Source organism: Klebsiella sp. NPDC088457 (genome assembly GCF_044900465.1).
GTDB lineage: Bacteria > Pseudomonadota > Gammaproteobacteria > Enterobacterales > Enterobacteriaceae > Klebsiella.
Genome location: NZ_JBJDNH010000062.1, coordinates 1 through 21,154 on the forward strand (window position 1 = coordinate 1; position 21,154 = coordinate 21,154).

The following is a 21,154-nucleotide window of genomic DNA, read 5'->3' on the forward strand; positions in this document are numbered from 1 at the left end:
CACATCCCGATCCAGGCGTGAATCAGAATGGAGATAAGGGCCAGCAGGGTGAAGACTTTAGTGAATGCGGAGGAGAAAAAGCCCGTCCAGACTTCCCAGGAAATTTCACCGGTGGTGGCAAAAAAGCCAACCATGTAGATGATGTAAAGGGTCAGAACGATGGCGGTAGCACGAACCAGAATGAAGTCATGTACGCCGTTGCGTCCCAGTGCTGAGGCGTTGCTTACCATACGAGGACTCCTGCGAGAAGTGAAAGCACGACAGTAATAACAAAAGAAATCTTAGCGGAGCGTGTCCCTACTTCGAGGGTTTCTTCCAGGTAGCCAAAATCCATCATCAGATGGCGAATACCGACAACAGCGTGGTAAGCCAAAGCGGTCAGAATGCCCCACATGATGAACTTCACAAAGAAGCTATCCATGATGGATGACGCGACAAGGAAACCTTCGGGAGAGGAGAGGCTGGTGCCCAGCAACCAAAGCAAAATTCCGACCGCCACGAAGGTGATGACACCGGAAACGCGATGGAGAATGGACGCTATCGCTGTGATTGGGAACCGGATCGTTTGCAGATCCAGATTGACAGGTCTTTGTTTTTTCACATTTCTTACCATGAATAACGCCCACATGCTGTTCTTATTGTTTCCTTCCTCCGGTCTGCTTGCGGGTCAGACAGCGTCCTTTCTATAACCTGTAGTCATGATAAAACCCCTTTTCAAGAGCTAAAACGTGACCAAACAACGCTGGGTGGCTCGGGATTGCAGGGTATTCCGGAGACCTGGCGGCAGTATAGGCCGTTCACAAAATCATTACAATTAACCTACATATAGTTTGTCGGGTTTTGTCCGGAACAGTGATCGGTGTCACGATAACAACATTATTTTAAATTTTAATCACCTGATTTGACAAATATTAAACATTCTTGTTACAACCATTACCAGATAAATGCAATAATGCTCAAAAGTTATGGGGTCACTCTTTCACCTGAGAATAAGTTATGCAACAGTGTGACGGTATTGACCGATGTAATCAGGACAGTTATTAGTGGTATACAGATTTTTCAAATTCGGACTGCTAAAACGCTGATTTGCTGCTGTTTCGTCGTAGGCTGAAGACGTGCCATCAAGCGCCTTTGCTCTGTACCCTGCAATTTCCGCTGACACAGAGCTGTGTGCAACATAACAAACTGGTAACGTCATCAGACACGAGCCGAAGGCAAATCCACACCCGGCAGTCTTAAGCAATAAAGGCGCTAAGGAGACCATAAATGTCTGATGCTAAAGCAAAAATTACCCTAGGCGGTGATACTGCTATTGAACTGGATGTGCTAAAAGGCACGCTCGGTCAGGATGTTATTGATATTCGTAGTCTTGGTTCAAAAGGCGTATTCACCTTTGACCCTGGTTTCACTTCAACCGCATCTTGTGAATCTAAAATCACTTTTATCGACGGTGATGAAGGTATCCTGCTCCACCGTGGTTTCCCGATCGATCAGTTAGCGACCGAGTCCAACTACCTCGAAGTATGTTATATCCTGCTGAACGGTGAAAAACCGAATCAGGCCCAGTACGAAGAATTCCGAACCATCGTCACCCGCCACACCATGATCCACGAGCAGATTACCCGTCTGTTCCACGCGTTTCGTCGCGACTCTCACCCGATGGCGGTGATGTGCGGTATTACCGGTGCGCTGGCTGCGTTCTATCACGACTCGCTGGATGTCAACAATCCGCGCCATCGTGAAATTGCCGCCTACCGTCTGCTGTCTAAAATGCCCACAATGGCAGCAATGTGTTACAAATATTCTATCGGTCAGCCTTTCGTCTATCCGCGCAATGACCTCTCCTACGCGGGCAACTTCCTGAATATGATGTTCTCCACGCCGTGCGAAACTTATGAGGTTAACCCGGTACTGGAACGCGCTATGGACCGTATTCTGATCCTGCACGCTGACCACGAACAGAACGCATCAACCTCCACCGTCCGTACCGCAGGTTCTTCTGGCGCGAACCCGTTCGCCTGTATCGCCGCGGGTATCGCCTCCCTGTGGGGACCGGCGCACGGTGGGGCTAACGAAGCAGCCCTGAAGATGCTGGAAGAGATCAGTTCCGTTGAGCACATTCCGGAATTTGTCCGTCGCGCGAAAGATAAGAACGACTCGTTCCGTCTGATGGGCTTTGGCCACCGCGTGTACAAGAACTACGACCCGCGTGCCACCGTGATGCGTGAAACCTGCCACGAAGTGCTGAAAGAGCTGGGCACCAAAGACGATCTGCTGGAAGTGGCGATGGAGCTTGAGCACATTGCGCTCAACGACCCGTACTTCATCGAGAAGAAACTTTACCCGAACGTCGACTTCTACTCTGGCATTATTCTGAAAGCGATGGGCATTCCGTCCTCCATGTTTACCGTGATCTTCGCGATGGCGCGTACCGTGGGCTGGATTGCGCACTGGAACGAAATGCACAGCGATGGCATGAAAATCGCCCGTCCGCGTCAGCTGTATACCGGCTACGAAAAACGCGACTTCAAATCCGACGTCACCAAAGACTAAGTCCGGATCTGAAACCCAAAAACGCGCCTGCGGATAAGGCTGGTCACTTAAAGTGGCCAGCTTTTTTATGGTTTATCGTGGGCTTGCCCAGGTAGGTGACAGGCTCGCCCGCAAGAGAGGTTGGTTGAGAGGCGGGCTGAACCGCGTAAAAAATCCGTAATCCCGATGAGATTACGGATTGTGATGTCGCCACAGAAGCGGTCAATGAATCCTTAGCCGATCGCCATTACGCCTGCCGGCGCGTTTTCTATTGGCTAAAAGTGCTTAATGCTGGCAGCCGGGACACCAGTAGAACGGCCGCGACGCAAGCATCGTCTTCTCAATCACCCCACCGCAGCGCTCGCAGATCTCCCCTTCGCGGTGGAAAACCTTAAAGCGGAACAGCGCGCCATGATGTTTATTCTCATCCCCCCGCCCACGGGTGTGATACGACAGACGGGGAATATCCAGCAGCGCATGAGCCAGCGCATCCAGCTGCCTATCGTCCAGCTCTGATGCCGTATGCCGCCCGCTCAGCCCCACCTGCCAGAGAATTTCGACGCGTAAATAGTTCCCCAGCCCCGCCAGAAATGCCTGATCGAGCAGCAAAGCGGAAAACTGCCGCCGGCGGAAGGTTGCCGACTGCAGGCGCGCTTTGACCTCTTCTGCGGTCAACGCCATATCCAGCACGTCGGGACCGACCCGCAACAAAAACGGATGTATAGCTAATTGCTCGGGGGTCAGCATGGCAATATCCGATGCGCTGTAGAGCAAAATCGCTTTCTCCGCCGTCTGCAGTCTGACCCGCAGCACGCGGTTGCTCTGCGGTTGCTCCCCGGCGTCGACCACCCGCCAGACGCCGTACAGCTGATTATGGCTGTACAGCGTTAAACCGCCGGAGAAGTGGGTCAGCAGGGCTTTACCGCGGGTCTCGATATGCGTCACCCGCTGCCTCACCAGTTGAGATTGATAAACATGTAACTGCGGAAAGGCGAACCACACCCTGGTAAGGGGTTCGCCTTTGATCGCCGCCTCCAGGCTATCCGCCGCACGGCGGATCTCCGGACCTTCCGGCATAATAACGTCCTTCTGTTTGTTAGTGCGTCGCCCCGCCGACCATTTTCACATCCCCCTCCTGCTGCAGGGAGACGGCAATGGCGGTCTCCAGCGCCGCCCGTACCGTTTGTACTGCCATACTCGCCTCACCGGGGTGAGCCGCGGCCTGCTGCGGCAGATACGGAATATGGATAAAGCCGCCTTTAACCCCGGCTTTTCCCGCGAGCGTGTGCAGCAGGCCATACATCACGTGATTACACACGAACGTCCCCGCCGTTTGCGACACCGACGCGGGGATCCCCTGCTCGCGCAGCGCAGCGACGATCGCTTTCACCGGCAGGCTGCTGAACCAGGCGGCGGGGCCGCCGTCGACGATCGGCACGTCGATCGGCTGCTGGCCTTTATTATCCGCAATACGCGCATCATCGACATTGATCGCCACACGTTCGACGGTGATGTCGACACGTCCTCCCGCCTGACCGACGGCGATTGTCAGCGTCGGTTCAAACTCATCGAGGGCGGCATTCAGCACCGTCAGCGCTTCGCCAAACACGCAGGGTAGCTGTCTCGTCACCACCCGCTCGCCGGCAATGATAGCGCCATCAAGCTGCCTGACCACTTCCCACGAAGGGTTAAGCGCCTCGCCGCCAAAGGGTTCAAAACCGGTAATTAATACGCCAGCCATCTTTCCTCCTTACAGGAACATCAGGAAATAGAGTAGGAACACATTGACGAGCAGCAGCAGTAAGCCGGTCGGTACCTGAGCCTTAATGACCGCGTTTTTATCCGGCAGCTCCAGCAGCGCCGCCGGTACGATGTTGAAGTTAGCCGCCATCGGCGTCATCAAAGTTCCGCAGTAGCCGGAGAACATACCGATGGCCGCCATCACCGCCGGGTTGCCGCCGTGCTGCAGTACCAGAATCGGGATCCCGATCCCTGCCGTCACGATCGGGAAGGCGGCGAACGCATTGCCCATCACCATGGTCAGCAGCGCCATGCCGAGGGTATAGACCGCCACGGCGATAAAGCGGCTGTCCACCGCCAGATAATGTTCGGTCAGCCAGGCGATGCTGCTGCCGACGCCGGCAGAGGTAAACAGCAGCCCGAGGACCGCCAGGATCTGCGGCAGAATAAACGCCCAGCCCACCGAATCCAGCAGGCGTCTTGCCTCCTGCAGCGGCTGCGTGACTTGCTCGTGAGTCATGCGGATCGCCATCATCAGGCCGATCAGCGTCCCAACGGTCATCGAGAACAGCGTAATCAACGTGGCATGATTACCCGGACCAAAGACCCATCCCTGCCACGATGGTAAGTTATTGAACAACAGTACCCCAATCACCGTCACGACCGGGATCGCCAGCGCCGGATAAAACAGGCGGTTGCCGAGACGCGTCGCGCTGGCGGTACGCTCTTCCGGAGTGCGTTGATGATAGCGCCCCAGACGCACGCCGCCAAAACCGGCAATCAGCGCCAGCGCCACGACGGCGACGCCCACGGCGATATTGACCGTACGCTTATCGTCCACCAGCTGATAAGTCCAGTCGCCAAGCAGAAACAGCAGGCCATACAGCCCCCAGAACAGCCCGGTGGTCAGACGACGCGGGTTCGCTTTATCGCGCCATGACATCACCGCGACCGCCAGCAGAACGACGCCCGCCAGCCAGTAAAGCCAGGTTTGTTGGAAATTCATACCGCACCGCCTTTCGCCTGACCGGCGTTGACCTTATCCAGCTCGCGCTGCAGATGGCGATCGAGACGCCACAAGCGGGCGGAATGAATCAGGAAGGCGCAAACCGCCGTCGGGATCCCCCACAGGGCAATATGCAGCGGTTCGGTCTGGATGCCGCCCGACTCCAGCATAAAGTTATGCATGAAAATGATCGCGCCAAAGGCGACGAAAATATCCTCGCCGAAGAACAGGCCGACGTTGTCGGTCGCCGCCGACATCGCCCGCAGGCGGTAGCGGACATTGCCCGGAAGCGGGCCAAACTTTTTCTCCGCCGCCCCTTCCGCCATCGGCGCCAGCAGCGGACGCACCATTTGCGGATGGCCGCCCAGGCTGGTTAACCCCAGCGCGGCGGTCGTTTCACGCACGAACAGGTAGACGATCAACAAACGCCCGGCGGTGGCGCTGTGGATCTTCGCGATCCACGCCTGGGCGCGCTCTTTCAGGCCGTGCCGTTCCAGCAGGCCGATAACCGCCAGCGGCAGCAGCAGAATAAACGGCAGGTTACGGGTGTTAAGAAACCCCTCTCCCAGCTTTTCCAGAATGGTGGCGATGGGCATATGGGCCGCCACGCCGGTGACAATCCCCGAGATGATCACCACTAAAACCGGATTAAAACGTAAAATGAATCCGACCACTATCACGGCAATACCGATCAGCGGCCAGAGAGATATCGACTCTCCCATGATTAACTCCCTGTTGGTTGTGTGTTGTGTTAAATAATTGATACTTTTTTTGTTTTATTCTTCTATTTCAGCGCTAACCTGAATATTTCTCCCGGCAAAAGCCGCCCGCAAACGGCGCGCAAAATCCAGCGCATGCTCGCCGTCGCCATGCAGACAAACGGTTTGCGCAATCACGTGCGCCCACTCGCCGGTCAGGCTGCGCACCCGGTGGTGTTGTACCATTTCCAGCGTCTGCGCCAACGCCTGTTCTTCACTGTCGATCAGCGCCCCGGGCCGGGAGCGCGGTACCAGCGAGCCGTCGGCCATATACCCACGATCGGCAAACACCTCCTGGCGCGTCGCGAGCTGGTAATGTTGCCCCGCGCGAATCAACTCGCTCCCCGCCAGGCCAACCAGAATCAGCTGCGGGTTAAAATCGCGCACGGCCCTGGCAATCGCATCCGCCAGCGGCGCGTCTTTCGCCGCCTGGTTATAGAGCATACCGTGCGGTTTGACGTGCTGGAGTTCTCCACCTTCGGCACGGACTATCGCCGCCAGCGCGCCGATCTGGTACAGGGTCTGGGCATAGACCGTCTCCGGCGGCAGCTGCATCGCAGTACGGCCAAAGTTTTCCCGGTCCGGGAAGCTGGGGTGCGCCCCCACGGCGACGCCGTTTTTCAGCGCCTCGCGCACGCATTGATGCATCAGCAGCGCATCGCCGGCGTGAAAACCGCAGGCGATATTGGCGGAAGAGACCAGCTGCAACAGGGCGCTATCGTTAGCGCAGCCTTCACCCAGGTCGGCATTCAAATCAATCTTCATCGCTCAGTCTCCACGCCAGTTGTGCCAGATAACGCTGCTGGTCGGCGCGGGCTTTCAACGCCTCTTCCAGGGTACACGGAACAAAGTGAATCGGTTGGCCCAGCGGAATTTGCGCCAGCTGGTACATATCGGCTTCGATAATACAGGCGATGCGCGGATAGCCGCCGGTGGTCTGCGCATCGTTCATCAGCACAATCGGCTGGCCGTTATGCGGCACCTGCACCACGCCCGGCAGCAGACCGTGCGACAGCATTTCCCGGTCGGTGGTGCGCACCAGCGGCTGGCCCTGCAGACGGTATCCCATTCTGTTACTTTGCGGGCTAAGCTGCCACGGAGAACGCCAGAAGGAACCCTGGGATGCGCTATCAAATTCATGGTATTCCGGCCCCGGTAAGGCGCGGATGCGATTGCCGATGGGCAGCTGTTTAACGCCTCGTGAAACGCGCAAGCGCCGGGATGTTTTCCCCAGCTTCAGCCGATCGCCATCCTGCAGGCGGCGGCCTTCAAGCCCGCCGATGCCCACTTTCAGGTCAGTACAGCGCGATCCCAGCACCTGCGGGACATCAATTCCCCCGGACACCGCGAGGTAGCTGCGGATACCGTATTGCGGATTTTTGAGTACCAGATGCTGCCCGGCCTTCGCCGCCATTCGCCAGCCAACCCACACCGGCTTATCGTCCAGCGTCGCCTCGCAGGCGGCGCCGGTCAGCGCAAACCAGCAGTCGCGTTCAAACTGAATATCCACCTGGCCTAAGGTGATCTCCAGCGCGGCCGCATGCGCCGCATTGCCGACCAGCAGATTGGCGATCGCCAGTGCGGGTCTGTCCAGCGCGCCGCAGAGGCTGATCCCCGACTGCCGTTGTCCTTCACGTCCGCCGTCCTGTACCGACGAGTACATCCCGGCGCGGATCATCTTCAACATACGCCCTCCTTTTGCGGCACAAAGCGCACCCGGTCACCGGATCGCAACAGCACCGGCTCGCGGCGCGTGGCGTCGAACAGCGCCAGCGGCGTGCGGCCCAGCAGCTGCCAGCCGCCTGGCGTCGCCAGAGGATAGACCCCGGTTTGCGCCCCGCCGATACCGACAGAACCCGCCGGGACCCGCAGTCGCGGCTCCGCGCGGCGCGGCGTCGCCAGCCGCTCCGGCAGACCGCCGAGATAAGGAAATCCCGGCTGGAAGCCGAGGAACCAGACCACGTACTCCACCGAGGAGTGCAGTTCCACCACCTGTTTTTCACTCAGCCCGCTGTGACGCGCCACCTCCGCCAGATCGGGCCCGTCTTCGCCGCCGTAGATAACCGGAATCATCATCTCCCGCGACTCCGGTTCGAGAGCCCCGCTCTCCTCCCACCAGCGCTGCAATTGCTCAATCGCCTCCCACGCCATCTGTTGCGGACGGCGCAGTACAACGGTGATATTGTTCATTCCCGGTATCACGTCCAGCACTTCTTCATGGCCCGTCAGCCGCTGGGTCAGGCGCCAGATGCGCTTTTGACTCTCCAGCGAAACCGGCGGGTCAAGTTCCAGCACGACAGCTGTTTCACCTAACAAATAACAACGCGCTCGCTGCACTTTTCTCTCTCTCATCAGGCCGGGTTAGGAATATCAATAAAGGTCACATCGAGATCGGTATTTTCCGACAGCCATTCGCTTAAAGCGCGAATCCCGCCGCGTTCGGTCGCGTGGTGTCCGGCGGCATAAAAATGCAGCCCCTGCTCGCGTGCGGAATGGATGGTTTGTTCTGACACTTCGCCGGTAATAAACGCATCCACCCCGAAGCGCGCCGCGCTATCGATAAAGCCCTGGCCGCCGCCGGTGCACCAGGCTACGCGGGCGACTTTATCCGGCCCGGTATCGCCGCACCACAGCGGTTTACGCCCCAGGCGCGCCTCAATCCACGAGGCCAGCTCCAGCCCGGAAACCGGCATCGACAGTTCCCCCCACGGCACCAGAGGCTCAATTTCCCCCATCATATTGATGCCCAGGAGCTGCGCCAGCTGGGCGTTGTTACCCAGTTCCGGGTGCGCATCCAGCGGCAGATGCCAGCCGTAGAGATTAATATCATTCTCCAGCAGGGTTTTCAGACGCTGGCGTTTCATCCCGCGGATAACCGGCGATTCGCCTTTCCAGAAGTAGCCATGATGGACTATGACCGCATCTGCCTGCTGGCGTACGGCCTCATCTAACAGCGCCTGGCTGGCGGTAACGCCGGTGACGATTTTTTGCACCGTTTCCCGCCCTTCTACCTGAAGGCCATTTGGCGCGTAATCGCTGAATGCCGCGCTATTAAGCTTTTCGTTAATCAGTTGTTCCAGTTCGCTATTTTTCATTGCCGCTCCATCAGGTCATCATTTTTGCGAAGGCCTACATAACATAACGAGATCCGCGCGGGCCGTCGATAGCGCACCGCCGCGGATACGCTACTTTGACTTTTAGCTTAATCCCGCAAATTGTCTATCCCTCCCTTTGCGCATTCGTGTATATTTATGCACTATTGCAGCATATTAAATAATCAGAAAGCCTTTAATACCATGAATATCACTAGTAAAGCGCTATTCATGCAGAAAGATCGTCTTTCGTTTTATGGCGGGAACTCAGCATTACATGAACACAAAATCATCGCAGCCGCGTGCAATCTATTACGTTGTCGCGCTGCAAATTTGGGAATATTTCAGTTTTTACGGTATGCGGGCGCTGCTGATTTTGTACCTCACCAATCAGCTTAAGTATGACGATAACCACGCCTACGCCCTCTTCAGCGCCTACTGCTCCCTGGTTTACGTCACGCCGATTCTCGGCGGCTACCTGGCCGATAAACTGCTTGGCAACCGGATGGCGGTGATGCTCGGGGCTGTATTAATGGCCATCGGCCATCTGGTGCTCGGCGCCAGCGAAATAGCGCCAACCTTCCTCTATCTGTCGCTCGCCATCATCGTCTGCGGCTACGGATTGTTTAAATCTAACGTCAGCTGCCTGCTGGGCGAACTGTACGACCCCACCGATCCGCGCCGCGATGGCGGTTTCTCGCTGATGTATGCGGCGGGAAACATCGGCTCGATCGTCGCGCCGATCGCCTGCGGATACGTGCAGGAAGAGTACAGCTGGGCGATGGGCTTTGCCCTCGCCGCTATTGGGATGATTGCCGGGCTGGTGATTTTCCTCTGCGGGAGTCGCCATTTTCGCCATACCTCTGGCGTCAATCGCGAGGCGCTGCGCGCGCGTCCCTTTGTGCTGCCGAACTGGGGCTGGCTGCTGGTGCTGCTGGCCGCCGCCCCGCTGCTGATTACCGTTCTGTTCTGGAAAGAGTGGTCGGTGTATGCGCTGATTGTCGCGACGATTATTGGTCTGCTGGTGCTGGCAAGAATTTATCTGCGGGCGCAGACGGCCAGACAGCGCAGAGATCTGCGTCTGATTATCGTTCTGACCGGGTTCAGCCTGCTGTTCTGGGCCTTCGCCCAGCAGGGAGGCAGCTCCATCAGCCTGTATATCGACCGCTTCGTTAATCGTCACATCATGAGTTATGAAGTGCCGACCGCCATGTTCCAGTCGGTGAACGCTTTCGCAGTCATGCTCTGCGGGATGGTACTGGCCTGGCTGGTCAAAGAGCATATCAACGGCAATCGTACCGTGCGGATCTGGGGGAAATTTGCGCTGGGTCTGGGCCTGATGAGCGCCGGCTTCTGCATTCTGACCCTCAGCGCGCGCTGGTCGGCCGCTTACGGACAATCGTCGATGCCGCTGATGGTACTGGGCCTCGCGGTGATGGGCTTTGCCGAACTGTTTATCGATCCGGTGGCGATGTCGCAAATCACCCGAATTGAGATCCCTGGCGTCACCGGCGTACTGACCGGGATCTATATGCTGCTCTCCGGCGCCATCGCCAACTATCTGGCGGGCGTCATTGCCGATCGGACTTCACAGGGGTCGTTCGATGAGGCCGGGGCGACCAGCTACGCCATTGATGCCTACATTAACGTGTTCAGCCAGATTACCTGGGGCGCGTTGGCCTGCGTCGGCCTGGTGCTGGCAATCTGGCTGTATCACTCTCTGCGGGTTAAGCGCCGCCCTCTGGCGGTGGAGTAAGCCCCTTTCTCGCCGCCTCCCAGGCCGCCAGCGTCTCCAGCCGCGCCTGCTTATGATCGACCAGCGGGCGCGGATACGCCAGCGTCACGCCCTGCTTATCGGCCCAGACCCACGGCTGGTGTAGCGCTTTCTCCGGCACTGCCGCCAGCTCGGGCAGCCATTGGCGGATAAAGCGTCCCGCCTTATCAAACTTCTCGCCCTGGGTGGTGGGATTGAAAATACGAAAATAAGGCGCGGCATCGGTTCCGGTCGAAGCGGCCCATTGCCAGCCGCCGTTATTCGCCGCCAGATCGCCGTCTATCAGCTGGCTGATAAAATAGCGCTCGCCCGCACGCCAGTCGATGCGCAGGTCCTTCACCAGGAAACTGGCGGCGATCATCCGCAGGCGGTTATGCATCCAGCCCGTCGCATTGAGCTGGCGCATCGCGGCATCGACAATCGGGAATCCGCTTTGCCCGCTTTGCCACGCCTGTAACCCGGGCGCATCGTCACGCCACGCCACTTTATCGGTCCAGGCAATAAACGGACGCCCTTTACCTGTCCCCGGGTAGAACACCAGCAAATGCCGATAAAACTCACGCCAGATCAGCTCATTTAACCACCCCGCCCCCGCGCCGCCGTCAAGCGCGCTGGGCTGCTCCGCCAGCAGACGATGCAGACACTGGCGCGGCGAAAGGACGCCAACGGCGAGGCAGGGCGAAAGCCGGCTGGTGCCCTCTTCGGCCGGGAAATCGCGCTGCTGGTCGTAGCTGGCGGCTTTTTGCTGACAGAAAACGCGCAGCCGGGCGATCGCCGTTTTTTCATCAGCGGCAAACAGCTGCGGATCAAACGCCGTTTGTGGATAGCGAATTTGCGGCAGCGGCGCCGGCGTCAGCGGCCCGCTGGCGCGAACTTTGGGGGCGGCAACGCATTCAGGTAACACGTCGCCCAGCCGGCGCAGAAAGGCATTTTTGAACGGGGTAAATACCTTATACATCTCACGATTACCGGTCAGCACGCTGCCGGGCGGCAGTAAAAGCGCATCGTCAAACCCCTGGCACACCACGTCACTCAGCGCTTTCTCCACCGCCGCATCGCGCTGGCGTTCATTGATTTCATACTGGTAGTTATAAAACAGATGGCTGACCTGCTGCTCTGCGCAGTAGTGGGCAAGGTATTCAACGCTGGCCGCGAAATCAGCCGCTTCTGCCACCAGCAGCGGGATCCCCCGCTCGGCCATCGCGGCGTTCAGGCTTTGCAGGTGGTGGGCAATAAACGCCGCCTGACGCGGCGCCATACCGTGTTGCTGCCATTGACCCGGCGTGACGATAAATAACGCCAGCACGCTGGCATGCGGATCGCGACAGGCCGCCGCGAGCGCCAGGTTATCATGGATGCGTAAATCTGCGCGAAACCAGACCAGATGGGTGGCCATAAAACTCCTGCAATCAGTAACATTCATGGATTCGATACCCCCGGCCGCGTAAGAAACCCGTAGTCCGCGGGGTAAGTATCAGGAAATTCAGATATAGAGTGTTGCAGGAGGCGCGCAGGCGCAAGCAGAGGTCGTCGACCCGGGCAAAAAAAACCGCCGGAGAACCGGCGGTTATGCAGTCTGGAGGTAGCGATCAGTAAAAGTCAGCGGCGGCTTTTTCCGCCTGCGCCATCCATACCGGCTGTTCGCTGGTTTTCGCCCAGACGCGGTGCAGCCAGCTGTAATAGCGGGCCCGGTCTTTCCAGAACAGCATCACCGGAAGCGCCACTACGCCAGCCACGACGGCGAAAGCGCGACGTAAGAAAACAACATGAGCAGGATAGGTTTTGTACAACGCCATAATTTCTCTCCCCTTTGTCAGGCCGGCAATCAACGCCGGTAAAAGTGTGAATGTCTCTCTGGTTAAAATAATACCGCTTTGCGTGTAATTTTACTACTCATCCGACCACTAAAAACAGGTAATTTAGCCTTTATTTACATTCATCCGGTAACTAAGTTACGAAACGGTTAAATTAATACTAACCATTGGTTAAATTGTGGTTTTGGTGATTTTTATATTTTTTTTACACCGCCTCTGCTGATTTTTGCAAAATCTTTGCAGCCAAATTCCTATCCTCCCGGTAAATCGTAAATACCCCCGGAGGTGGATTGTGAGTGCAGGTGTAATCGCTGGCGTGGCGCTGGTATTCCTGTTGCTGGCTTATCTGGTCTATGCCCTGATCAATGCGGAGGCATTCTGATGGCCGCACAAGGATTGTTACTTATCGCCAGTTTTTTGCTGCTGGTGCTGGTACTGGCGCGTCTGACCGGGACGCTGCTGGCCAGAATGATCAACGATACCCCGCTGCCGGGCCTTGCCGGCATCGAACGCGGTATATGGCGGATCGCGGGGATCCGCGCGCAGGAGATGAGCGGGTACCAGTATCTGTTCGCCATTCTGCTGTTTAATACGCTCGGGCTGGTCGCGCTGTTCGCCCTGCTGATATTGCAGGGCTCGCTGCCGCTCAACCCTCAACATCTGCCCGGCCTCTCCTGGGATCTGGCGTGGAATACGGCGGTGAGCTTCGTCAGCAACACCAACTGGCAGGCCTATGCCGGTGAAAGCACCCTCAGCTATCTCAGCCAGATGGCCGGGCTGGCGGTACAAAACTTCCTCTCTGCGGCAACCGGCATCGCGGTGATTTTTGCCTTCATCCGCGCCTGGTCGCGCCAGCAGGTTTCGACCCTGGGGAACGCCTGGGTCGATCTCACCCGCATTACCCTTTGGCTACTGCTGCCGCTCTCCCTGCCGATCGCGCTGTTCTTTATTCAGCAGGGCGTGCCGCAAAACCTGCTCTCCTACCAGGCCTTCACCTCGCTGGAAGGCGTGCATCAGTCGTTGCCTATGGGGCCGATAGCCTCGCAGGAAGCGATTAAAATGCTCGGCACCAACGGCGGCGGATTCTTTAACGCCAACTCATCGCACCCGTTCGAAAACCCCACGGCGCTGAGCAATCTGGTACAAATGCTGGCGATCTTTTTGCTCCCTGCGGCGCTGTGCTTTACCTTTGGCGAGGTCGTCGGCGATCGTCGCCAGGGGCACGCCATTTTGTGGGCCATGATGCTGATCTTCATCGTCTGCGCCGCGGTCGTGATGTGGGCGGAAACTCAGGGCAACCCGCACCTGCTAAAACTGGGGGCGGATAGCAGCCTCAATATGGAAGGCAAAGAGAGTCGCTTTGGCGTTCTGGCCAGCAGCCTGTTCGCGGTGGTTACGACTGCCGCCTCGTGTGGCGCGGTGAACGCGATGCATGACTCCTTTACCGCGCTGGGCGGGATGGTCCCCATGTGGCTGATGCAGATCGGCGAAGTGGTGTTCGGCGGCGTAGGCTCAGGCCTGTACGGCATGCTGCTGTTTGTCATGCTGGCGGTGTTTATCGCCGGACTGATGATCGGCCGTACGCCGGAATACCTCGGCAAGAAAATTGACGTGCGCGAAATGAAAATGATCGCCCTGGCGATCCTCGTCATGCCGACCCTGGTCCTGCTGGGTACCGCGCTGGCGATGATGACCGATGCCGGACGCGCGGGAATATTTAACCCAGGCGCGCATGGCTTTAGCGAAGTGCTGTACGCCGTGACGTCCGCCGCCAATAACAACGGTAGCGCCTTCGCCGGGCTGGGGGCAGCGACGCCGTTCTGGAACCTGCTGCTGGCGTTCTGCATGCTGATCGGTCGTTTCGCGGTCATCGTACCGGTGATGGCCATCGCCGGCTCGCTGGTGAAGAAGAAAATTCAACCCACCAGTTCCGGCACGCTCGTCACCCACGATGTGCTGTTTATCGGCCTGCTGATCGGCACCGTGCTGCTGGTAGGCGCCCTGACCTTTATTCCCGCACTGACGCTCGGCCCGTTGGCGGAACACTTCTCCTTACTTTAAGCGATGCGGAGCAACCTGTTATGAATCGCAAACAATTAGCCCTGCTGGAGCCGACGCTGATGCGTCAGGCGCTGCTGGACGCGGTGAAAAAACTCAGCCCGATGGTGCAGTGGCGTAACCCGGTGATGTTTATCGTCTGGATCGGCAGCCTGATCACTACCCTTCTTGCTATCGCCATGGCCGGCGGGCAGGTAGCGGGCAGCGCCGCGTTTACTGCTGCCGTCAGCCTCTGGCTATGGTTTACCGTGCTGTTTGCCAACTTCGCCGAAGCGATGGCGGAGGGGCGTAGCAAAGCGCAGGCCAACAGTCTGAGAGGGGTAAAAAAGACCGCCTCTGCCCGTAAGCTGCGCGCCCCGCAGCATGATGCGCCAGTCGACCCTATTCCGGCCGATGACTTACGCAAAGGCGACGTCGTACTGGTGGAAGCTGGCGATATCATCCCCTGCGACGGGGAGGTCATTGAAGGCGGCGCCTCGGTGGACGAAAGCGCCATCACCGGCGAGTCCGCGCCGGTGATCCGTGAATCCGGCGGCGACTTTGCGTCGGTCACCGGCGGGACGCGCATTCTCTCCGACTGGCTGGTGATCCGCTGTAGCGTAAACCCCGGGGAAACGTTCCTTGATCGGATGATCGCCATGGTGGAAGGCGCCCAGCGTCGTAAAACGCCGAATGAAATTGCGCTGACGATCCTGCTGATCGCTCTGACGCTGGTGTTCCTGTTGGCCACCGCCACCATCTGGCCGTTCTCTGCCTGGAGCGGGAAGACGGTCAGCGTGACGGTGCTGGTGGCGCTGCTGGTGTGCCTGATACCGACCACTATCGGCGGCCTGCTGTCGGCCATCGGCGTGGCCGGGATGAGCCGCATGCTGGGCGCCAACGTCATCGCTACCAGCGGACGCGCGGTGGAGGCGGCGGGCGATGTCGATGTCCTGCTGCTGGATAAAACCGGCACCATAACTCTCGGTAACCGTCAGGCCTCCGCGTTTCTGCCCGCCCGCGGCGTGGAAGAAAAAACGCTGGCCGACGCGGCGCAGCTCGCTTCGCTGGCGGATGAAACGCCGGAAGGACGCAGTATCGTGGTGCTGGCGAAACAACGCTTTAATCTGCGCGAACGGGATCTGCAGTCGCTGCACGCCACCTTTATCCCCTTTACCGCGCAGACGCGTATGAGCGGGATTAATATCGATCGGCGGATGATCCGTAAAGGCTCCGTGGACGCCATTCGTCGCCACGTCGAGGCTAACGGCGGCCGCTTCCCGGCGGACGTCGACAAACAGGTTGCAGAGGTCGCCCGTCTGGGCGCCACGCCGCTGGTGGTCGCAGAAGGCGAGCGCGTGCTGGGAATTATTTCCCTGAAAGATATCGTCAAAGGCGGGATCAAAGAGCGCTTTGCCCAGCTGCGCAAAATGGGGATCAAAACGGTGATGATCACCGGCGATAACCGCCTGACCGCGGCGGCCATAGCCGCCGAAGCGGGGGTGGATGATTTCCTGGCCGAAGCCACCCCGGAAGCCAAGCTGGCGCTGATTCGCCAGTATCAGTCCGAAGGGCGCCTGGTGGCGATGACCGGCGACGGCACCAACGATGCCCCGGCGCTGGCCCAGGCCGATGTCGCGGTGGCGATGAACTCCGGCACCCAGGCGGCCAAAGAGGCGGGCAATATGGTGGATCTCGACTCTAACCCGACCAAACTGATTGAGGTGGTGCATATCGGTAAGCAGATGCTGATGACCCGCGGTTCATTGACCACCTTCAGTATCGCCAACGATGTGGCGAAATATTTTGCCATTATTCCCGCCGCCTTTGCCGCCGTTTACCCGCAGCTCGCCGTGCTCAACGTCATGCGCCTGCATTCGCCCGCATCGGCGATACTCAGCGCGGTTATCTTCAACGCACTGATTATCGTCTTCTTGATCCCGCTGGCGCTGAAGGGCGTGAGCTATCGCCCGCTGTCCGCTTCGGCCATGCTGCGCCGTAATCTGTGGGTCTACGGCCCCGGCGGACTGCTGGTGCCGTTTATCGGTATTAAAGCTATCGATCTGTTACTGACCCTGACCGGGCTGCTGTGAGGAAAATTCCATGTCATTTATTCGACCGGCACTGACGCTCTTTATTCTGTTAACCCTGGTCACCGGCGGCGTTTATCCGCTGCTGACCACCGCGCTGGGGCAATGGTGGTTCCCGCAGCAGGCCAACGGCTCGCTTATCCGCATCGCGGGTGAAGTCCGCGGCTCCAGCCTGATTGGCCAGAACTTTACCGCCGCGGGTTATTTCCACGGTCGCCCGTCGGCAACCGCGCCGACGCCCTATAATCCGCTCGCCTCCGGCGGCAGCAACCTCGCCGTCAGCAACCCGGCGCTGGATACCGCCATCGGTGCACGCGTTCAGGCCCTGCGTCGCGCCAATCCGGATGCCGACCCGCGCGTTCCGGTCGAACTGGTCACCACCTCCGCAAGCGGTCTGGATAATAATCTGACGCCGGCGGCCGCGCTCTGGCAGGCGCCGCGCGTCGCCCAAGCCCGCAATATCAGCGTTGAACAGGTCACCCGACTGGTGAACGAGGCGACACAAAAACCGCTGGCCGGTTTTCTCGGCCAACCTGTGGTAAATATACTGCAGCTGAATATGGCGCTGGATGCCCTGAAGGATAAGTAAAATGAGTGACGAGCCGCTGCGTCCCGACCCGGACCGCCTGTTGCAACACACCGGCGAACCGCATCGCGGCAAGCTAAAAGTGTTCTTTGGCGCCTGTGCCGGCGTCGGTAAAACCTGGGCGATGCTGGCGGAAGCACAGCGGCTGCGCGCTCAGGGGCTGGATATTCTGGTCGGCGTAGCGGAAACCCACGGGCGCAAAGAAACTGCCGCCATGCTGGAGGGGCTCAGCGTTCTCCCCGCGCGCCGACTCTCTCATCGTGGGCGCTACGTCCACGAATTCGATCTCGATGCCGCGCTGGCGCGCCGCCCGGCGCTGATTCTGGTGGATGAGCTGGCGCACAGCAACGCGCCGGGGTCACGCCACCCTAAACGCTGGCAGGATGTCGAAGAGCTTCTCGAGGCCGGTATCGACGTTTTTACCACCGTTAACGTCCAGCACCTGGAAAGCCTCAATGATGTCGTCAGCGGCATTACCGGTGTCCAGGTGCGTGAGACCATCCCCGACCCCTTTTTTGACGCCGCCGATGATGTGATGCTGGTCGACCTGCCTCCCGACGATCTGCGCCAGCGGCTGAATGAAGGTAAGGTCTATATCGGCGGTCAGGCGGAACGGGCCATCGAGAACTTCTTTCGCAAAGGGAATCTGATCGCCCTCCGTGAGCTGGCGCTACGCCGCACCGCAGACCGGGTCGACGAACAGATGCGCGCCTGGCGCGACCGTCTGGGCCAGGAGAAAGTCTGGCATACCCGCGATGCCATCCTGCTCTGCATCGGCCACAACACCGGCAGTGAAAAGCTGGTGCGCGCCGCCGCGCGACTGGCGGCCAGGTTCGGCGGCGTCTGGCATGCGATCTATGTAGAAACCCCTTCCCTGCATCGCCTGCCGGAGACGAAACGGCGGGCGATTCTTGCCGCGCTGCGGCTGGCGCAGGAGCTGGGGGCAGAAACGGCCACCCTCGCCGATCCGTCTGAAGAGAAAGCCGTGCTGCACTATGCCCGCGAGCATAACCTTGGCAAAATCGTCATCGGTCGCCACGGAAGACGCCGCTGGTGGAGTCGTACGGGGTTCGCCGATCGCCTGACTCGCTTTGCGCCGGATCTCGATCTGGTGGTGATCGCTATGGATGAAAAAAACGATCCGCCGCCCGTCCGAAGCCATGACAGCCGGACAACGCTGGAGAAATGGCGTCTGCAGATCCAGGGCTGCTGCGTCGCCCTGGCGCTGTGTACGGTGATTACGCTGGTGGCGATGCAATGGTTGGTGGCCTTTGAAGCCGCCAACCTGGTGATGATTTATCTGCTCGGCGTGGTTATCATCGCGCTGCGCTACGGTCGCTGGCCGTCGGTGCTGGCAACGATTATCAACGTGCTGAGCTTCGATCTGTTCTTTATCGCCCCCCGCGGTACGCTGGCGGTTTCCGATGTGCAATATCTGTTGACCTTTGGGGTCATGCTTACCGTCGGTCTGGTTATCGGTAATCTTACCGCCGGCGTCCGCTACCAGGCCCGCGTCGCGCGCTATCGCGAGCAACGCACCCGTCATCTGTATGAGATGTCGCAAGCGCTGGCGATCGGGCGCAGCGAAGAAGATATCGCCATGACCAGCGAACGCTTTATCGCCTCCACCTTCCAGGCCCGCGGCCAGCTACTGCTACCCGATGATAGCGGTAAACTGCATCCGTTAACCCATCAGCCGGGCCTGAGCGCCTGGGACGATGCCATTGCGCGCTGGAGCTTCGATAAGGGCCAGCCCGCTGGCGCCGGTACCGATACGCTGCCCGGCGTTCCCTACCAAATTTTACCGTTGAAAAGCGCCGCCCGTAGCTGGGGAGTGCTGGTGGTTGAGCCGGATAACCTGCGGCAGCTGATGATTCCCGAACAGCAGCGCCTGCTGGAGACCTTTACTCTGCTGGCCGCCAGCGCGCTGGAGCGGCTGACGCTGACCGCCAGCGAAGAGCGGGCCCGGCTCAACAGTGAACGAGAAAGTCTGCGCAACTCGCTGCTGGCGGCGCTGTCGCATGATCTTCGCACCCCGCTAACCGTCCTGTTTGGCCAGGCGGAAATTCTGACCCTCGATTTAGCCAGCGAAGGCTCCCGGCATGCTCCGCAGGCGAACGAAATTCGCCAGCACGTCCTCAATACCACGCGGCTGGTCAACAACCTGTTGGATATGGCGCGCATCCAGTCCGGCGGTTTTAATTTACATAAAGAGTGGCTCACTCTCGAAGAGGTGGTCGGTAGCGCATTACGGATGCTGGAGCCGGGCCCTGGCGGGCAACGTATTCAGCTCGCGCTGCCGGATCCGCTGCTGCTGGTACACGTCGATGGCCCGCTGTTTGAACGGGTGTTGATCAACCTTCTGAAGAATGCGTTGAAATATGCCGGCCCGCAGGCGCAGATCGGTATCGCGGCGCAGGCCGATGAGCGCCAGCTGATCCTGAGCGTCTGGGATAATGGTCCCGGGATCCCGGCAGGCCAGGAACAGGCTATCTTTGATAAATTCGCCCGCGGCCATAAAGAGTCAGCCATTCCCGGCGTTGGGCTGGGGCTGGCAATCTGCCAGGCTATCGTCGAGGTCCACGGCGGCACGATCGGCGCGCAAACGCGTCCGGAGGGCGGCGCCTGCTTCCGTGTTACACTGCCAGCGGAAGTCCCTCCTGAGCTGGATGAATGGAATGGCGCGGCGTAACCTGTCGCCAGGGTAAAGCGTTAGCTGCGCCCCGGTGCGCTTGCCGGCCGCAAGAGTGAACAGAGGAATGGTGATTAACGTACTCATTATCGAAGATGAACAGGCTATTCGCCGCTTTCTGCGCAGTGCGCTGGAAGCCGACGGTATGCGCGTCTATGAAGCCGATACCCTGCAGCGAGGCCTTATTGAAGCCGCGACCCGCAAACCGGATTTAGCGATCCTTGATCTCGGCCTGCCCGATGGCGACGGCAATGAGTTTATTCGCGAAGTGCGCCAGTGGAGCCAGATGCCGATTATCGTACTCTCCGCGCGCACCGAGGAGCACGATAAAATTGCCGCTCTTGATGCCGGTGCCGATGACTATCTCAGTAAGCCCTTTGGTATCGGCGAGCTGCAGGCGCGACTACGGGTCGCACTTCGCCGTCATGTCGGCGCGCAGGCCGACGAGCCGGTGGTGCGTTTCGCGGATATTGAGATTGATATTCCCGCCCGCCGGATAGCGCGCGGCGCACAAGAAATTCACCTGACGCCCATTGAATTTCGCCTGCTTACGGCGCTGCTGAATAATCCCGGTAAAGTACTCACCCAGCGCCAGTTGCTCAATCAGGTATGGGGCCCCAACGCGGTAGAGCACAGCCACTATTTGCGGATTTATATGGGGCATCTGCGGCAAAAACTGGAAGTCGATCCGGCGCGCCCGCAGCATTTACTGACCGAAACGGGGATTGGCTACCGGTTTATGCCATAGGGCGTTTTCAGAGGGCTGGACGCAGCGTTGTCTTCCGGCTTGGGCGATGGCCATGAAAAAGGGTTCCGCAAGAAACAGGGAACCCTTCTCTAAAACCCTTTCCAGAGTTAACCAACGCTTAAACCACCGCTATTCATGCGGAACAGGTCGGTTTTCTGACTGAAGTTACGCGTTTTTCAGCACTTCGCTGACGATCTCCACCGCTTCTTTCTCGATCTGCTTACGATGTTCTTCCCCGAGGAAGCTCTCGCAGTAGATCTTGTAAGCGTCTTCCGTACCCGACGG

General features: G+C 58.8%; 21 protein-coding genes. 8 read left to right on the top strand and 13 right to left on the bottom strand.

All coding sequences use genetic code 11. From position 1 onward, the window contains the following. The coding region (gene sdhD / locus ACI2JR_RS25610) for a succinate dehydrogenase, hydrophobic membrane anchor protein (RefSeq protein WP_462479796.1) at window positions 1-230 on the bottom strand (230 nt) is incomplete at its 3' end. Next, window positions 224-628: a succinate dehydrogenase cytochrome b556 subunit gene (sdhC, locus tag ACI2JR_RS25615; RefSeq protein ID WP_165905667.1), complete on the bottom strand. Its 405-nt coding sequence runs from the start codon at window positions 626-628 to the stop codon at window positions 224-226. The genes sdhD and sdhC, both read right to left, overlap by 7 nt. Before the next feature lie 638 nt (window positions 629-1,266). Between sdhC and gltA the strand changes: the two genes are divergently transcribed. Next, entirely contained in the window at window positions 1,267-2,553 is a 1,287-nt protein-coding gene (gltA, locus tag ACI2JR_RS25620) for a citrate synthase (RefSeq protein ID WP_132728053.1), read from the top strand. A gap of 264 nt (window positions 2,554-2,817) precedes the next feature. On the opposite strand, the gene nei is transcribed toward gltA, so the two are convergent. Genes nei through ACI2JR_RS25660 form a run of 8 tightly spaced genes read right to left on the bottom strand, consistent with a single transcriptional unit; the run spans window position 2,818 to window position 9,131 of the window. Then, window positions 2,818-3,609, bottom strand: coding sequence for an endonuclease VIII (nei, locus tag ACI2JR_RS25625; protein WP_462479797.1), 792 nt, complete (start codon window positions 3,607-3,609; stop codon window positions 2,818-2,820). Window positions 3,610-3,628: 19 nt separating this feature from the next. Continuing rightward, entirely contained in the window at window positions 3,629-4,273 is a 645-nt protein-coding gene (pcp, locus tag ACI2JR_RS25630; RefSeq protein ID WP_132728057.1) for a pyroglutamyl-peptidase I, read from the bottom strand. A 9-nt stretch (window positions 4,274-4,282) separates the two neighbouring features. Next, the gene (locus ACI2JR_RS25635; RefSeq protein WP_132728059.1) at window positions 4,283-5,278 is read right to left on the bottom strand and encodes a DUF979 domain-containing protein; all 996 of its coding nucleotides are present in this window, start codon (window positions 5,276-5,278) and stop codon (window positions 4,283-4,285) included. Further along, window positions 5,275-6,000 carry a DUF969 domain-containing protein gene (locus ACI2JR_RS25640; RefSeq protein ID WP_132728061.1) on the bottom strand — a complete coding sequence of 242 codons (726 nt, stop codon included), beginning with the start codon at window positions 5,998-6,000 and terminating at the stop codon, window positions 5,275-5,277. Before ACI2JR_RS25640 ends, ACI2JR_RS25635 begins: the two co-directional genes overlap by 4 nt. 54 nt (window positions 6,001-6,054) lie before the next feature. Continuing rightward, a complete protein-coding gene (gene pxpA / locus ACI2JR_RS25645; RefSeq protein WP_132728063.1) occupies window positions 6,055-6,801 on the bottom strand; it encodes a 5-oxoprolinase subunit PxpA in 747 nt (248 codons plus the stop codon). Continuing rightward, window positions 6,791-7,723 (bottom strand): 5-oxoprolinase subunit PxpC, encoded by a 933-nt coding sequence (pxpC, locus tag ACI2JR_RS25650; protein WP_462479798.1) that lies wholly within the window; start codon window positions 7,721-7,723, stop codon window positions 6,791-6,793. Before pxpC ends, pxpA begins: the two co-directional genes overlap by 11 nt. Next, window positions 7,717-8,373, bottom strand: coding sequence for a 5-oxoprolinase subunit PxpB (pxpB, locus tag ACI2JR_RS25655; protein WP_462479799.1), 657 nt, complete (start codon window positions 8,371-8,373; stop codon window positions 7,717-7,719). The genes pxpC and pxpB overlap by 7 nt, the downstream gene beginning before the upstream one ends. A gap of 14 nt (window positions 8,374-8,387) precedes the next feature. Then, entirely contained in the window at window positions 8,388-9,131 is a 744-nt protein-coding gene (locus ACI2JR_RS25660) for a type 2 GTP cyclohydrolase I (RefSeq protein WP_132728069.1), read from the bottom strand. Between the two features lie 274 nt (window positions 9,132-9,405). On the opposite strand from ACI2JR_RS25660, the gene dtpD reads away from it, so the two are divergent. Further along, the gene (dtpD, locus tag ACI2JR_RS25665) at window positions 9,406-10,884 is read left to right on the top strand and encodes a dipeptide permease DtpD (RefSeq protein WP_462479800.1); all 1,479 of its coding nucleotides are present in this window, start codon (window positions 9,406-9,408) and stop codon (window positions 10,882-10,884) included. On the opposite strand, the gene phrB is transcribed toward dtpD, so the two are convergent. Both phrB and ACI2JR_RS25675 read right to left on the bottom strand, forming a co-directional pair. Continuing rightward, a complete protein-coding gene (gene phrB / locus ACI2JR_RS25670; RefSeq protein ID WP_462479801.1) occupies window positions 10,856-12,298 on the bottom strand; it encodes a deoxyribodipyrimidine photo-lyase in 1,443 nt (480 codons plus the stop codon). The genes dtpD and phrB overlap by 29 nt on opposite strands. Before the next feature lie 193 nt (window positions 12,299-12,491). After that, the gene (locus ACI2JR_RS25675) at window positions 12,492-12,698 is read right to left on the bottom strand and encodes a DUF2517 family protein (RefSeq protein ID WP_132728073.1); all 207 of its coding nucleotides are present in this window, start codon (window positions 12,696-12,698) and stop codon (window positions 12,492-12,494) included. A 310-nt stretch (window positions 12,699-13,008) separates the two neighbouring features. Here ACI2JR_RS25675 and kdpF point away from each other — a divergent pair, with 310 nt between their 5' ends. From kdpF to kdpE, 6 genes are all read left to right on the top strand, one after another. Beyond that, window positions 13,009-13,098, top strand: a complete 90-nt coding sequence (gene kdpF, locus ACI2JR_RS25680) for a K(+)-transporting ATPase subunit F (RefSeq protein ID WP_015584874.1) — start codon at window positions 13,009-13,011, stop codon at window positions 13,096-13,098. Continuing rightward, entirely contained in the window at window positions 13,098-14,777 is a 1,680-nt protein-coding gene (kdpA, locus tag ACI2JR_RS25685; RefSeq protein WP_462479802.1) for a potassium-transporting ATPase subunit KdpA, read from the top strand. Before kdpF ends, kdpA begins: the two co-directional genes overlap by 1 nt. Before the next feature lie 20 nt (window positions 14,778-14,797). Next, entirely contained in the window at window positions 14,798-16,846 is a 2,049-nt protein-coding gene (gene kdpB / locus ACI2JR_RS25690; protein WP_462479803.1) for a potassium-transporting ATPase subunit KdpB, read from the top strand. A 10-nt stretch (window positions 16,847-16,856) separates the two neighbouring features. Continuing rightward, window positions 16,857-17,432, top strand: a complete 576-nt coding sequence (gene kdpC / locus ACI2JR_RS25695) for a potassium-transporting ATPase subunit KdpC (protein ID WP_132728079.1) — start codon at window positions 16,857-16,859, stop codon at window positions 17,430-17,432. A gap of 1 nt (window position 17,433) precedes the next feature. Further along, window positions 17,434-20,121, top strand: a complete 2,688-nt coding sequence (gene kdpD, locus ACI2JR_RS25700; RefSeq protein ID WP_462479804.1) for a two-component system sensor histidine kinase KdpD — start codon at window positions 17,434-17,436, stop codon at window positions 20,119-20,121. A 70-nt stretch (window positions 20,122-20,191) separates the two neighbouring features. Then, entirely contained in the window at window positions 20,192-20,869 is a 678-nt protein-coding gene (kdpE, locus tag ACI2JR_RS25705) for a two-component system response regulator KdpE (RefSeq protein WP_462479805.1), read from the top strand. Between the two features lie 165 nt (window positions 20,870-21,034). On the opposite strand, the gene ACI2JR_RS25710 is transcribed toward kdpE, so the two are convergent. Continuing rightward, the coding region (locus ACI2JR_RS25710) for a hypothetical protein (RefSeq protein ID WP_231292255.1) at window positions 21,035-21,154 on the bottom strand (120 nt) is incomplete at its 5' end.